Annotated in this window: 13 protein-coding genes; 3 read left to right on the forward strand and 10 right to left on the reverse strand. The window is 69.9% G+C overall.

The window, feature by feature from the left end:
• Window positions 1-19: 19 nt before the first annotated feature.
• A complete protein-coding gene (locus tag QP090_RS24400) occupies window positions 20-1,486 on the reverse strand; it encodes a GMC oxidoreductase (protein ID WP_285941609.1) in 1,467 nt (488 codons plus the stop codon).
• Window positions 1,487-1,924: 438 nt separating this feature from the next.
• Here QP090_RS24400 and QP090_RS24405 point away from each other — a divergent pair, with 438 nt between their 5' ends.
• The 3 genes from QP090_RS24405 to QP090_RS24415 all read left to right on the forward strand — a co-directional run bounded on the left by QP090_RS24405 (window position 1,925) and on the right by QP090_RS24415 (window position 4,632).
• Window positions 1,925-2,809, forward strand: coding sequence for a DMT family protein (locus tag QP090_RS24405; RefSeq protein ID WP_285941611.1), 885 nt, complete (start codon window positions 1,925-1,927; stop codon window positions 2,807-2,809).
• A gap of 114 nt (window positions 2,810-2,923) precedes the next feature.
• Window positions 2,924-3,736: an SAM-dependent methyltransferase gene (locus tag QP090_RS24410; RefSeq protein WP_285941613.1), complete on the forward strand. Its 813-nt coding sequence runs from the start codon at window positions 2,924-2,926 to the stop codon at window positions 3,734-3,736.
• A gap of 101 nt (window positions 3,737-3,837) precedes the next feature.
• On the forward strand, window positions 3,838-4,632 hold the full coding sequence (locus QP090_RS24415; protein ID WP_285942784.1) for an SAM-dependent methyltransferase: 795 nt from the start codon (window positions 3,838-3,840) through the stop codon (window positions 4,630-4,632).
• Window positions 4,633-4,654: 22 nt separating this feature from the next.
• Here the strand turns inward: QP090_RS24415 and QP090_RS24420 are convergent, their stop codons facing one another.
• The 9 genes from QP090_RS24420 to QP090_RS24460 form a co-directional block, all read right to left on the reverse strand.
• Entirely contained in the window at window positions 4,655-5,815 is a 1,161-nt protein-coding gene (locus QP090_RS24420) for a methyltransferase domain-containing protein (protein ID WP_285941616.1), read from the reverse strand.
• Window positions 5,812-6,807, reverse strand: coding sequence for an ATP-grasp ribosomal peptide maturase (tgmB, locus tag QP090_RS24425; RefSeq protein WP_285941618.1), 996 nt, complete (start codon window positions 6,805-6,807; stop codon window positions 5,812-5,814). The genes QP090_RS24420 and tgmB overlap by 4 nt, the downstream gene beginning before the upstream one ends.
• A complete protein-coding gene (locus QP090_RS24430; protein WP_285941619.1) occupies window positions 6,804-7,097 on the reverse strand; it encodes a hypothetical protein in 294 nt (97 codons plus the stop codon). Before QP090_RS24430 ends, tgmB begins: the two co-directional genes overlap by 4 nt.
• Before the next feature lie 132 nt (window positions 7,098-7,229).
• Complete coding sequence (locus QP090_RS24435) at window positions 7,230-7,418, reverse strand: DUF397 domain-containing protein (RefSeq protein ID WP_285941621.1); 189 nt, start codon at window positions 7,416-7,418, stop codon at window positions 7,230-7,232.
• Entirely contained in the window at window positions 7,415-7,789 is a 375-nt protein-coding gene (locus tag QP090_RS24440) for a DUF5753 domain-containing protein (protein ID WP_285941623.1), read from the reverse strand. The genes QP090_RS24435 and QP090_RS24440 overlap by 4 nt, the downstream gene beginning before the upstream one ends.
• A 134-nt stretch (window positions 7,790-7,923) precedes the next feature.
• On the reverse strand, window positions 7,924-8,256 hold the full coding sequence (locus QP090_RS24445; protein WP_285941626.1) for a glyoxalase superfamily protein: 333 nt from the start codon (window positions 8,254-8,256) through the stop codon (window positions 7,924-7,926).
• A 191-nt stretch (window positions 8,257-8,447) separates the two neighbouring features.
• Complete coding sequence (locus QP090_RS24450; protein ID WP_285941628.1) at window positions 8,448-10,052, reverse strand: MFS transporter; 1,605 nt, start codon at window positions 10,050-10,052, stop codon at window positions 8,448-8,450.
• Window positions 10,053-10,156: 104 nt separating this feature from the next.
• Window positions 10,157-12,157: an ABC transporter ATP-binding protein gene (locus QP090_RS24455; protein WP_285941630.1), complete on the reverse strand. Its 2,001-nt coding sequence runs from the start codon at window positions 12,155-12,157 to the stop codon at window positions 10,157-10,159.
• Window positions 12,154-13,887 carry an ABC transporter ATP-binding protein gene (locus QP090_RS24460; RefSeq protein ID WP_285941632.1) on the reverse strand — a complete coding sequence of 578 codons (1,734 nt, stop codon included), beginning with the start codon at window positions 13,885-13,887 and terminating at the stop codon, window positions 12,154-12,156. The genes QP090_RS24455 and QP090_RS24460 overlap by 4 nt, the downstream gene beginning before the upstream one ends.
• Window positions 13,888-14,046 lie beyond the last annotated feature (159 nt).

Raw genomic sequence — 14,046 nt, forward strand, 5'->3', positions numbered from 1 at the left:
CGGTCGCATCAGGCCATCGTCACAGGTCGGTGGCGATGATCTTCTCGATGTTCCGTTCGGCGAGCGCCGTGATGGACACGAACGGATTGACGCTGGTGTTGCCGGGGATCAGCGCGCCGTCGATGACGTACAGCCCGGGGTGGCCGTGCAGCCGGCCGTAGTTGTCGGTGGCCTTGTTCAGCACCGCGCCGCCGAGCGGGTGGTAGGTGAGGTGGTCGCCCCAGATCTTGCTGACACCGAAGAGGTCGGTCCGGTAGATCGTCCCCTCCTTTCTGTTGATCTTGTCGAAGATCGACTTGGCCATCTCGATGGACGGCTGCTTCCAGGAGGCCTGCCAGTTCAGGTCGACCCTGTTCGCGGCGGCGTTCCAGGAGAACTGGGCGCGGTTCGGGTTCTTGGTGATCGACAGGTAGAACGAGGCGTAGGTCTCGATGCCGGTGGGCAGCGGCGCGACCTCGGCGAACGCGCCGCCGGCCGTCCAGTTGTCGATGCCGCCCGTCGGGATGGATGCCTGGAGGCTGCCGGTCGGGTCCCACAGGTGGTTGGCCCGGCCGCACATGACGTTGCCGTTGTCGCCCCAGCCCTGGCCGACCTCGCCGTTCAGGTTGGGCAGCGCGCCGTTCGCCTTCAGCTTGACCAGCAGCTTGCTGGTGCCGACGCTGCCCGCCGCGAAGAACACCCGGTCGGCGGTCACGGTCTTGGTGGCGACCGTGTCCCCGCTGGTGCTCAGCTGCTCCATGACGACCGTGTAGCCGCCGCCCGCCGCCGGGGCCACCGAGGTGACCCGGTGCAGCGGCGAGATGGTGACCTTGCCGGTCGCCTTGATCTGGGCGAGGTAGGTCTTCTGGAGCGACCTCTTGCCGTAGTTGTTGCCGTAGAGGATCTCGCCGGCCAGCGCCGACTTGGGAACGGCCCCGGCCGCCTCCTGCTTCATGTAGTCCCAGTCGTACACGGTGGGGACGAACACGAACGGGAAGCCGGAGCGCTGGGCGTGCTTGCGTCCGACCCTGGCGTACTGGTAGCACTCGGCACTCTCGAACCAGGCCGGGTCGATGGTGGCGGAGCCGAGTCCGGCGTTGGCGCGCGGATAGTAGGTGTTGTACATCTCGTCGACGTCCACCGATGGGAGGATGGCGCCGAAGTTCTCCCGCTTGGGCGTGACCGCCATCCCGCCGTTGACCAGCGAGCCGCCGCCGACGCCGCGCCCCTGGTAGACGGTGATCCCGCTGAAGTCCTCGGCGTCCAGGATCCCGGTGTAGCGGGGGATCTTGCGGTCGATCGGGAAGCCGAGGAAGTTGCTGAGCGGCTGCTTGGTCTTGGTGCGGAGCCAGTAGGACCGGCCGTCCGGGTTGGTGGTGTTGGCGAAGATCTTGCCGTCCGAGCCGGGGGTGTCCCAGGCCATGCCCATCTCGATCATGTGCACGTCCACGCCCGCCTGAGCGAGCCGCAGGGCGGCGACGGAGCCGCCGTACCCGGTGCCGATCACCAGCGCCTGGACGTTGGCCCCGGCGGCGATCGGAGCCGCCGCCGGTCCGGACGGCTGCGTCGCGAGAGCCCGTCCCCCGAGCGCCGCCGCACCCAGAATAGAACCTGTTCCAGCGATGAATCCGCGACGGGATACGCCTCGATACCCCGCTCCATGCCCGTCTCTTTCGTGCATGTGATGCACCTCACTCCTGTCGAGTGAGAACATGTTCTATATTCTGTCCGAAATAGTCACTACCTACCCATTAGTAACTTTTGCCCGACTATCCGGCAGGGACACCGGGTGACGCCCGGTCACGGCGGGTCCCGCACCCGTCCCGCCGCCCCGCGCCGTCCCGCCACCGCGCCGCCGTGACGCGCGTCTCACCGGGCCTCGCCGCGTAGGCTCGGTTGCTCCCGGCGGGCACGTGAGAGGGATCAACTGGTGATCATTGGTCTGGTGACGGCAGTCGCGGCATCGGCTTGCTACGGCACCGGGTCGGTGCTCCAGGCGGTCGGGTCCCGCCGGTCGGCCCGCCAGCACTCCGGCCCCGCCTCCGGCAACACCACCGAGCACGGGGGCCCCAGCCTCTCGTCGACCGCCAGGGCGATCGTGACCTGGGAGTTCCTGCTGGGGAGCGTGCTGGACTTCGTCGGCTTCGGGCTCGGCGCGCTCGCCGCCCGGCTGCTGCCGCTCTTCCTGTCGCAGACCGTGATCAGCGCCAACCTCGTGATCACGGCGGTGCTGAGCACCAAGATGCTGGGCATCAGGCTGACCCGGCCCGAATGGGCGTCCATCGGGGTGGTCTGCTCGGCGCTGGTGCTGCTGGCCGGCGCGGCCGGCCACGAGGGGCATCCCCAGACCCCGATCACCACCCACTGGTGGCTGCTGGGGCTCTCGGCGCTGCTGATGGGCGGCGGGATCCTGCTCGTCCGGCGGATCGGGGCGCGCGCCGCCATCCTCGCCGGACTGCTGTCGGGCCTCGGCTTCGGCGCGGTCGGCGTCGCGGTCCGGATCCTCAACGGCGCGGCCCCGTTCGACTTCCCCCGCATGCTGGCCGACCCGGCGCTGTACACGCTCGCCGTCGCGGGGATCGGCGGCATGTACCTGCACACCATCGCCTTGCAGATCGGTTCGGTCAACGGCGCCACCGCGGCGCTGGTGGTGGGCGAGACGGTCGTCCCCGGAGCGCTCGGCGTGCTCTGGCTGGGCGACGCCTCCCGTCCCGGCCTGGGCTGGTTGGCGGTCTTCGGCTTCGTCCTGGCCGTGGCGGGCGCCGTCGCGGTCGCCTGGTTCGGCGAACCCGAACCCCACGAGCGCGAAGAAGCCGAAGGGGCGATATGACGGCGCGTGCGTCGTTCACGAGGTAGCTGTGGTTGTTGTGGTGAATGTTCTCATCGAGGGTGGTGGTCCGGCTACGCTGGCCGGAACTGGACGATCTTGACTGGAGGCCACGGCGTGCAGGAACCGAGGCGTGACGCCCGACCGGGAATCGACCCCACGACGGCGAGCGTCGCCCGGATGTACGACTACTACCTGCACGGGAAGGACAACTTCCAGATCGACCGGGACGCCGCCGACCGCGTCGCGCAGGCCATGCCCGAGATCGGCCTGCTGGCCCAGGAGAACCGGTCCTTCCTCCGCCGCTCGGTGCGCTACATGGCGCGCCAGGGGATCCGGCAGTTCCTCGACATCGGCTCCGGCCTCCCCACCGCGGGCAACACCCACGAGATCGCCGAAGAGATCACCCCCGACGCCCGCGTCGTCTACGTCGACAGCGACCCGGTGGTACTCGCCCACGGCCGCGCGCTGCTGGCGACCAACGACCGCACCACGGTGGCCCAGGCCGACATGCACCGTCCCCGCGAGGTGCTCGACCACCCCGAGACGGCCAAGCTGATCAACTTCGACGAGCCCGTCGGGGTACTGATGATCGCCATGATCCACTTCCTCACCCTGGACGAGCGGGCCCCCGTCATCAGCACCCTGCGGGACGCGCTGGCGCCGGGCAGCTTCCTGTCCGCGACCCACGTCACCAGGGAGGACCATGCGGCGCATGCGGTCGACCAGATCGAGGCCGTCTACGCGACCACGCCGACGCCCATCTACTTCCGCAGCAGGAACGAGATCGCGCCCTTCTTCGAGGGCTTCACCCCGGTCGACCCCGGCCTGGTCACCATCGACCAGTGGAACCCCGAGTCGGACCAAGGTGACGCGCCCGCGGAGAAGGTCGGCACGTGGCTCTACGGAGCCGTCGGCCGCAAGGACTGAAAGCCGGCCGGGGCACTAGGTTGTCCGCGAGGGGCCGGACGGCCCGACGGAGCCGAGCAGGAGACGCTTTCGTGGCCGATGACGCATCGAACCCGCCCGGGATGACCCCTGAGCTCGACACCACCGTCCCGCATTCGGCCAGGGTCTGGAACCACCTGCTGGGCGGCAAGGACAACTACGAGGCCGACCAGCGGGCGGCCGAGCAGTTCCGCGCCGTGTTCCCGCAGATCGTCGACATCGCCCTGGCCGACCGCGCCTTTCTCGGACGGTCCGTCCGGTACCTGGCGGGCGAGGCGGGCGTCCGGCAGTTCCTCGACATCGGCACCGGCCTGCCGACCATGGACAACACCCACGAGGTCGCCCAGCGGACCGCCCCGGACTCGCGGATCGTCTACGTCGACAACGACCCGCTGGTGCTCGTCCACGCCAGAGCCCTGCTCACCGGGACTCCCGAGGGGGCGTGCGACTACATCCACGCCGACCTGCGCGACCCCGGCGAGATCCTGGAGAAGGCGGCGGCGACGCTGGACCTCGCCCGGCCCGTCGCGATCATGCTGCTGGGCGTCGTGCACTTCGTCCAGGACGACGGTGAGGCGCGGCGCCTGCTGGCCCGGCTGCTGGACGCGGTGCCGTCCGGCAGCCACCTGGTGATCACGCACGCCACCCTGGACTTCGACGAGGGGCGGACCGCCCAGGCGCAGGCCCAGGCGGACTGGAACGAGAAGTCGGCCAACCCGATGGTGCCCCGCACGCGCGAGCAGTTCACCCGGTTCTTCGACGGCCTGGAACTGCTCCCGCCCGGCGTGGTCTCGATGTCGCGCTGGCGTCCCGAGCACACCCCGTGGGGCTCCCCCGACGAAGTGGCCGGCTACGCCGCCGTCGCCCGCAAACCTTGACCCCCGGCCCCTTCGGGTCCTCCTAGTGATCTCCCCCGACGACGTTCGTCGGCTGGTCAAGCCACAGGAGCTCGCCGCCCTCGGTGACCGTGAGGCCGTACCGGTCTTCGCCGGGGGCGCCTTGCTCGACCCACCAGGCGAACGCGTTCTCGGTCTCGTCCCACAGCCGCCGGTCGCCGTACTGGGTGACCTCGTAGTCGGTGCTGTCCGGCTCCCAGTCGCACGAAGCCCACGCACCTTCCGCGTTGCCGATCTCGAATTGCAGCAGCGAGAACGAGCCGTCGTCGTTGTCCATGGGGATCATGCCCATGCCGGGGCATCCTGCGAAAACCGCCAGTGCGAGTCCTGTCCCGGACTGCGCTACGGTGCGTGGGTCCAGGCGGGTGCGAGTGGACATGGCCTCGTCGGCGTGACGCGGGTTCCACCGTGCGGCGGTGCGCTGCTCGCGCAACATCATGAACCCGGCCGTCCCGTGGAACCGGCCCACGGCCTGGGAGCCGGACGCGATCAGCCGCAGCTTCCACCCGTATCCCGTCATCGGCTGCCAGGGGGTCACGATCATGCCGCCGGGCCGGGTCTGCTCGACCCACGCGAACGGCACCCGCGCCACGGCGCATGTCGCGTGAACGCGGTCGTAGGGCGCGCCCTCGGGCCAGCCCTCGGCGCCGTCGCCCACGAGCAGGCGCGGGGCGCGGTCGGCCGTCTTGAGGTTGGCGACGGCCTGCTCAGCGACGTGCGGGTCAACCTCGATGCTCGTCACGTCGGTGTCCATCTGAGCCAGTAGCGCGGCCGTCCACCCTGTTCCGGTTCCGATCTCCAGCACGCGGTCACGTGGCCGTATGGCCAGCAGCTCCAGGAACTCAGCGACCACGCCCGGCGCCGACAGGGAACTCGTTGGGGCGCCGTTCGCGGAGTCGGCAACCCCGGCGCCGTCGTCGCGCTGGGTAATGATCGAGCCATCGCTGTAGACGGCCGACCACCATCCGTCGGGGTCGGCCTGGCGGTGGATGGTCCGGCCCGGTCCGGCTCCGTGGTCGGGACTGAGCCATCCGGAGTCGCGGGCGAACAAGTGGCGGGGCGTAGCGTGCATGGCGGCCTCCACCCGGGCCTGGGTGAGCGATCCCGCCGCCCGCAAGGCGTCGGTCATGGCGCGGTTGCGGGCGGCGGCGGTCGCGTCGGTCACTCTGATCCCCTGGTCAGCTCGTCAGCGATTGCGGCGGCGATCGGCGAGCCGGTCTCCTGGGTGAGCCATCCCCACTCACCCCCCTGGTTGGTCTCCAGGAACACCCAGCGGCCATCCGGATCACAGATCAGGTCTACGGCCCCGCACACCAGGCCGAGCCGCTGGTGTAGTTCCACCAGCTTCCCGCATGTCTCCGCGGGGAGGTGGAGTTCGCCGTAGGTCAGTGAGTCGTAGTCGCTGCGCCAGTCAATCGCAGCGCGTTCACTGCCCGCCTCGATCCGCATGGCGAACACCCGATTCCCGACCACGACCGCGCGGGCCTCGAACGCCTTGGGAACCTCTTCCTGGAACAGGTTGGCCGTCCGGGAGATCGCCGGGTCGAGCAACGATTCCGGTTCCTCAACGCGGGTCGTGTACAGCACGCGGACTTTGCCCTCGTCGCCGTGCCAGATCCCACCCATGGGCTTGTAGATGATCGGGCCGCCGCGCGCCGTGGCCCAGTCATGCGCGGCCTGTGAGTCGGAGGTGATGAGCGTGGCAGGCACCGCTAAGCCGACCTGCGCCGCCATAGCGAGCTGGACCGGTTTGTACTCGGTGCGGGCCGCCGCGACCGGATCGTTCACCCACCGCGCGCCGGCAAGGGCTTGAACCACCCCGCCGAACCCGACGCGGGCCTCCCCGTAGGCGAACACCCGTTCCGGCGCGGACATCCGCTCATCCAGCACGAATTGCTCGGGGCGGCGGTAGTACACCCCTCCCACGTCCGCCAGATCGAGAACGTCATGCCCTCGACCGACCGAACGAAGTCGCCCGCGCCAGCGGTCCCCGCTGGAGATGGTGGCCGTCATGGAGATCTCGATGGGGAACTGCGCGGTGTCCAGCCGGGCGACCGGGACACCGCGCACCGCGAGCTCCGCCGCTACCCGGTCAGCCGTAGGGTCCTCCGGAGAGGTGAGCACCAGAACCGACCGACCGTGCGCCGAGGCGGTCAATCCTTGCTTCTCTCTTCGCCCGGCTTGTTGCCGTCCGGGTCGCCGGAAGTCTCGTTGGTGCCGCCCTCGTGTTTCCCTGCGCGCGGCTGAGGGACGCTCAGGAAGCGAAGGCCCCAGGGGCGGGCCGGGGAGGCGGACGCGTCGGTCCGGGACAGGACGTTGCCGATGGGGTTCAGCGGGAACAGGTCTCCGACCCGGGCCATCAGGCCCCGTGATTCGCCGTCTGGCGAGCGGGTCACCAGGTCATCGGCTCTCTGGGGGGCATCGATGTTGCCGGGGTGGCTGGCCATGGCATCACCTTTCGCTTCACGCTCTGGTTCCCATGAACATAACCACCGGGCCAGTCGCACGGAGGTGACGTAGCCACCTCCGGCCATGGGCCCCGGCTCCGTGAGCAGGTCACGGGCCCGGGTCCAAGCCGGTCAGAGGTCGAGGTCGCCCGCCTTCACCCGCGCCAGCAACCCACCGAACGCGGTGCGGTCGAGCGAGAGGCGGCCACCCTCAGGGTCCTTGCTATCCCGAACACCGACAACCACGTCGAGGTTCGCGACCTCCACGCAGTCGCCCTCTGTCCCGCTGTAGTTGCTCTTGCGCCACGTGGGGGGTGTCACTTGAAATCCTCCATCACGGATCGGATCAGTTCCCGGGAGGGGCCCTCCGGCATCGCCTTGGCGCTGATCTGGTCGTACCTTACGACATACCGTTCCACCTCGGCGGGAGAGGAGACCAGCCGTCCCGTTCCGGGGGACTGCGTGTAGGCGACGTCGGCGAAGTCTCGTCCTTTGAGGAGCTTGAACGATCCATCAAGCCCAGGGCAGCCGCCGGTGTCCCAGGTCCTCGGCACCACCCGGACGATCACGTTCGGCCACTCGGACATGTCGAGAAGGCGCTGAAGCTGCTCCCACATGATCTCCAGACTGCCGACTTCGGCAATCTTCGCCACGGTCATGCCCTGCGCGGACAGCAGCACATCTGCGCCCACCGCCAGGTCACCACCGAACCGGTACCGCGGCGGATGATCCGCAGCAGCCGCCTGCCTTCGTCATCATCGATCTCACGGACACGTACTCGTTCTGCCACCAGCGCAGTTTCTCTGCCTCGCACTACCGGCAGTGCTTATTCCGCAGGAGTGCCCACCCGTAGGCGGTTGCCGTCGGGATCACGCAGCTCAATCTCGCGTGCCCATGGAGCGTCCTTCGCTCGGACACCGAACTCCTCCGCGATGGCATCGACTTCACGGACGCGGAGGTAGATCAATGTGTCGGGACGGGCGTCGCCTTTGTGCTCTGACAAGAACAACCTGACCCTGCCACGGGCCACCTCCACGAACGCGGGAAGCCCCGGCTCAAAGCGATGTTCCCACTGCTGGGTGAAACCCAGACGGCCGTACCACGCGACCGCCGCAGCAGCGTCCTCGACGTGAAGAATTGGAATGACTTCCTCGTCCATGCGGCCTATCGTCCCAGACAACGGACAGGGCGAACGTTGCCTGATGCGGCACTAGCAGCCCGTCGTCGCGATGGGCTGTGCAGAACACCTCAGGAGGACGACGATGACCGTGCAAATCCACGCCTCGACCACCCTGCGCCCTCCCCACGCCCGTCAGCCGAACCAACCGGGAACACCGGATTCATCGAGCACTACTGGGGGCTGATTTCTTGGGGGATGCGGGGGCTCTCGGGGACCTTTTCGGGGGTGGGGCGGGGACGGCGGCGGGCGGGCAGGAGCACGGCGACGATGATGGTGCCGGCCCCCAGGACGAGGGCGCCGATCAGGCTGGTGTGCGCGACGCCGTTGGCGAACGCCTCGTGGGCGGCGCGGACGAGCAGGGCGGCCTGGTCCGCGTGGCCGGACGCCGCGACGCGTCCGGCGACCGCGAGCGCGCCGCCGACGGAGTCCTGGGCCGTGCTCGCGGCGTCCGCCGGGAGCCTGCCCGCGATCGCGCCGGTGATCTCGGACTCGTAGGACGCCGCCAGGATCGAGCCCAGGATCGCGATGCCGAGCGAGCCGCCGAGCTCCAGCGAGGTGTCGTTGACGGCGCCGCCGATGCCGAGCCGCCGTTCCTCGAAGGCGCCCATGATGGCGTCGGTGCACGGTGAGACGCTCAGCCCGATCGCCGCGCCCAGCAGGAGCAGCGGGGCCAGGAAGGCGCCGTAGCCGGACGCGGCGGTCACGCCCGTCATGAGGGAGATGCCGAGGGTGCCGAGCGCCATCCCGAGGACGACGCTGACCCTCATCCCCACCCTCGGGGTCAGCACGTTGGTGACCGCCGCCCCGGCGAACACGGCTCCGGCCAGGGGCAGCAGGCGCAGGCCCGTCGCGAGCGGGCCGTAGCCGAGCACGAACTGAAGGTGCTGGGTCAGGTAGTAGATGGACCCGAACGCGGCGAGGAAGAACAGCACGACCGCGAGGTTGGCGCCGGCGAACGTCCGGTCGCGGAACGTGCGGACGTCCAGGAGGGGCCTCGGGTGGCGCAGCTCCCACAGGACGAAGGCCACGGCCCCCGCCACCGCGACGACCGCCGCCGTGACCGCCGCGGCGCCCCAGCCGAAGTGCGGGCCCTCGATGATCGCGTAGACGAGCGCGGCGAGGAAGACGACCGAGAGCGCCCCGCCCACCAGGTCCAGGCGTCCCCGCCCGGACGCCTTCGACGGCGGGACCAGGAACAGCGCCGCGGCCATCGCGAGCACCGCGACCGGGACGTTGATCAGGAACGTCGAGCCCCAGGAGTGGTCCTCCAGCAGCCAGCCGGCCAGCAGCGGACCGGCCGCGATGGCCAGCCCGGAGGTGGCCGTCCAGGCGGTGATGGCGCGGGCCCGCTCGGCACGCGGGAAGGTGGCCACCAGCAGCGACAGGGTGGCGGGCATGATCATGGCGGCGCCGATCCCCATCACGCCGCGCGCGGCGATCACCCAGGCCACCGAGCCCGCCAGGCTGCCCGCGACCGAGCCCGCGACGAAGACCGCCAGCCCGCCGAGCAGCGCCCCGCGGCGCCCGTACTTGTCCCCGGCCGCGCCCATCATCAGCATCAGCGCCGCGTACGGGACGGTGTAGGCGTCGATCACCCATTGCAGGTCACTGCCGCTCAGCCCGAGGTCCGCGGTCATGGCCGGCGCCGCGACGATCAGTGAGGTGTTCGCCATCACGATGATCAGCAGGCTCAGGCACAGCACCCCCAGCGCGGCCCGCCGCCGGCCGTAGGGCCGGCCCGTTGGGTCCACCGGAGTTCTGACGATCAGTGACATGTCGCTCCTCGCACGCATTTGCACAGCACTGTGCAAGTTACTCGAATTGCACAGTGCCGTGCAAATACATGCGGGCGGACGTGAAGAGACTCACATGGGGGCGGTCAGTCCAGTTCGGCCACCGGTTCCGCGAACTGGGCCGCGTACAGGCGGGCGTAGGGGCCCTCCGCGGCGAGGAGCTCGGTGTGGGCGCCCTGTTCGACGATGGAGCCGGCCTCCATGACCAGGATGACGTCGGCGTCCCGGATGGTGGAGAGGCGGTGCGCGATGACGAAGCTCGTCCGGCCGCTGCTCAGGGTGGCCATGGCGCGCTGGATCAGCACCTCGGTCCGGGTGTCGACGGAGCTGGTGGCCTCGTCCAGCACCAGGATCACGGGATCGGACAGGAACGCGCGGGCGATGGTGATCAACTGCTTCTCGCCCGCGCTGACGCCCGCGCCCTCGTCGTCGATGACGGTGTCGTAGCCCTTCGGCAGGGTGCGGATGAAGCGGTCGGCGTGCGCCGCCCGCGCGGCCTCCTCGACCTCTTCGCGGGTGGCGCCCCGGCGGCCGTAGGCGATGTTGTCGGCGATGGTGCCGCCGAACAGCCAGGTGTCCTGGAGCACCATGCCGATCCCGGACCGCAGTTCCTCGCGGGACATCGCCGCGATGTCGGTCCCGTCCAGGACGATCCGGCCGCCGGTCACCTCGTAGAACCGCATCAGCAGGTTCACCAGGGTCGTCTTGCCCGCGCCGGTGGGCCCCACAATGGCCACCGTGCTGCCCGGCTCGACCTTCAGCGACAGGTCCTCGATCAGCGGCTTGTCGGGCTCGTAGCGGAACGACACGTTCTCCAGCGAGACCCATCCGCGGGCCTCGGCGGGACGCTCCGGGGTGATCGGGTCGGGCTCCTGCTCGCGCGCGTCCAGCAGCTCGAAGACCCGCTCGGCGGAGGCGACCCCGGACTGCACCAGGTTGGCCATGCTCGCGACCTGGGTGAGCGGCTGGGTGAACTGCCGCGAGTACTGGATGAAGGCCTGCACGTCGCCGATCGACAGGGAGCCCGAGGCGACCCGCAGCCCGCCGACGACCGCGACCAGGACGTAGTTGAGGTTGCCGATGAACATCATCGCGGGCTGGATGATCCCGGAGATGAACTGCGCCTTGAACCCGGAGCGGAAGAGCGCCTCGTTCTGCTCGTGGAACGCCTCGGCCGACTCGGCCTCCCGCCCGAACACCTTGACCACCGAGTGGCCGGTGTACATCTCCTCGATGTGGGCGTTGAGCTTGCCGGTCGTCTTCCACTGCTGGACGAACTGCGGCTGCGCCCGCTTGCCGACCTTCGCCGCGACCAGCACCGACACCGGCACCGTGAGCAGCGCGATCAGCGCCAGCAGCGGCGAGATCCAGAACATCATCACCAGCACGCCGACGATCGTGAGCAGCGAGTTCACGATCTGGCCCATGGTCTGCTGGAGCGTCTGGCCGATGTTGTCGATGTCGTTGGTGGCGCGGCTGAGGACCTCGCCGCGCGGCTGCCGGTCGAAGTAGGACAGCGGGAGCCGCGCCAGCTTCGCCTCGACGTCGGCGCGCAGGCGGGACACGGTCCGCTGGATGACGCGGGTGGCCAGCCGCCCCTGGACGATGCCGAACGCGCCCGCCACCAGGTACACGCCGAGCACGGTGAGCAGGACGGCGCCGACCGCGCCGAAGTCGATGCCCTGGCCCGGGGTGAAGTCCATCCCCGACAGCACGTCGGCGAGGCCGCCGTCGCCGTGCTGCCGCAGGTACTCGATCGCCTCGGCCTTGGTCGACCCGGCGGGCAGGTTCCGGCCGGCCACCCCGGCGAAGACCAGGTCGGTGGCGTGGCCGAGGATCTTCGGCCCGAGGACGGTCAGCGCGACGCTCGCGGTGGTGAGGCCCAGTACCGCGTACAGCCCGACCCGCTCCGGCCGCATCAGGCCGAGCAGCCTGCGGCCGGACCCGCGGAAGTCCATCGACTTCTCGACGGGACCGCCGGTCATGAACCGGGCGGGCCCGGAGGCCGGCGCGGGCCCGCGCCGCGGCGCGGGCACCGCGGCGCCCTTGCCGTCGCCCTGGTCGCCCGTCTTGTCCGGGGTGCTCATGCCGCCTCCTGCTCGGTGAGCTGGGAGAGCACGATCTCCCGGTACGTGGCGTTGTCCGCCATCAGCTCGTGGTGCGTTCCGACGCCCACCACCTGCCCCTCGTCCAGGACGATGATGCGGTGCGCGTCACGGATGGTGCTGACCCGCTGCGCGACGATCACCACGGTCGCCTCGGTGATCTCGCGGGACAGGGCGACCCGGAGCGCCGCGTCAGTGGCGTAGTCCAGGGCCGAGAAGGAGTCGTCGAAGAGGTAGACCGCGGGGCGGTGCACCAGGACGCGGGCGATCGCGATCCGCTGCCGCTGCCCGCCGGACACGTTGGTGCCGCCCTGCGAGATCGGCGCGTCCAGTCCCTCCGGCAGGGCGCGCACGAAGCCCGCGGCCTGCGCGACCTCCAGGGCCCGCCACAGCTCCTCGTCGGTGGCGTCCGGCCGGCCGTAGCGCAGATTGGTGGCGACCGTCCCGGAGAACAGGTACGGCTTCTGCGGGACGAGGCCGACCGTCCTGGCCAGCAGCGCCGGGTCCAGCTCCCGCACGTCCACCCCGTCGATCAGCACCTGGCCGCCGGTGGTGTCGAACAGGCGGGGCACCAGCCCCAGCAGGGTGCTCTTGCCGCTGCCGGTCGAGCCGATCACCGCGGTGGTCTCGCCGGGACGGGCCAGCAGGTCCACCTCGTGCAGCACCATCGCCTCGGCGCCGGGGTAGCGGAACCCGGCGCCGCGCAGTTCCAGCAGCCCCTCGCCGCTCAGCGAGGTCACCGGCGAGGCGGGCGGCACGACGCTCGACTCGGTGCCGAGCACCTCCTCGATGCGCTCCGCGCACACCTCGGCGCGCGGCACCATCATGAACATGAAGGTGGCCATCATCACCGACATCAGGATCTGCATCAGATAGCTGAGGAAGGCGGTGAGCGCCCCGATCTCCATGCCGCCGTCGTCGATGCGGTGCCCGCCGAACCACAGCACCGCCACGCTGGAGATGTTCACCACCACCATCACGGTGGGGAACATCAGCGCCATCAGCCGGCCCGCCCGCAGCGACACGTCGGTCAGGTCGGCGTTGGCCGCGCCGAACCGCTCGCGCTCGTGGTCGTCGCGGACGAACGCCCGGATCACCCGGATGCCGGTGATCTGCTCGCGCAGCACCCGGTTCACCGTGTCGAGCCGTTCCTGCATGGTGCGGAACAGCGGCCGCATCCGCCGGATGATCAGGCCGATCAGGACGCCCAGCACCGGGACCACCGCGAGCAGCAGCGAGGACAGCGGCACGTCCTGGCCGAGCGCCATCACGATGCCGCCCACGCACATGATCGGCGCCATCACCATCATGGTGAAGGTCATCAGCACCAGCATCTGCACCTGCTGGACGTCGTTGGTGGTCCGGGTGACCAGCGACGGCGCGCCGAACCGCCCCACCTCGCGGGCGGAGAAGCTCTGCACCCGGGTGAAGATCGAGGACCGGATGTCCCGTCCCACCGCGCTCGCCGTGCGCGCGCCGAAGTAGATCGCGCCGATCGAGCCGGCCGCCTGGACCAGGGTGATGGCGATCATGATGGCGCCGAGCCACATGATGCGGCCGGTGTCGCCCTTGACCACGCCGTCGTCGATGATGTCGGCGTTCAGGGTCGGCAGGTAGAGGTTGGCGATGGTCGCCACGAGCTGGAGCAGCGCCAGCAGGGCGATGGGGCGTTTGTAGGGTCCGAGATGGGACCTCAGAAGTCGGATCAGCACGCGGGTTCTTCCGGGAGGAGGCATGGTCCGGTCACGGTCGGCCGGACGCCCTCTTATCCTCCCAATCTCCGCAACCGGTTTAGACGGCGAACGCCCGCCCGGGGGGACACTCCCAGCCCCGGCCGCCGCGGACGGACGCCCCCGGCCGATGGTGGCCAC

It is taken from the genome of Actinomadura xylanilytica, assembly GCF_030283145.1.
GTDB lineage: Bacteria > Actinomycetota > Actinomycetes > Streptosporangiales > Streptosporangiaceae > Spirillospora > Spirillospora xylanilytica.

What these genes read in the sequence shown, in the direction of transcription:
- QP090_RS24415 (WP_285942784.1), top strand. Translation starts at nt 3,838, where the DNA reads ATGACCCCTGAGCTCGACACCACCGTCCCGCATTCGGCCAGGGTCTGG.
- QP090_RS24430 (WP_285941619.1), bottom strand. Translation starts at nt 7,097, where the DNA reads ATGGCCAGCCACCCCGGCAACATCGATGCCCCCCAGAGAGCCGATGAC.
- QP090_RS24445 (WP_285941626.1), bottom strand. Translation starts at nt 8,256, where the DNA reads ATGGACGAGGAAGTCATTCCAATTCTTCACGTCGAGGACGCTGCTGCG.
- QP090_RS24450 (WP_285941628.1), bottom strand. Translation starts at nt 10,052, where the DNA reads ATGTCACTGATCGTCAGAACTCCGGTGGACCCAACGGGCCGGCCCTAC.
- QP090_RS24455 (WP_285941630.1), bottom strand. Translation starts at nt 12,157, where the DNA reads ATGAGCACCCCGGACAAGACGGGCGACCAGGGCGACGGCAAGGGCGCC.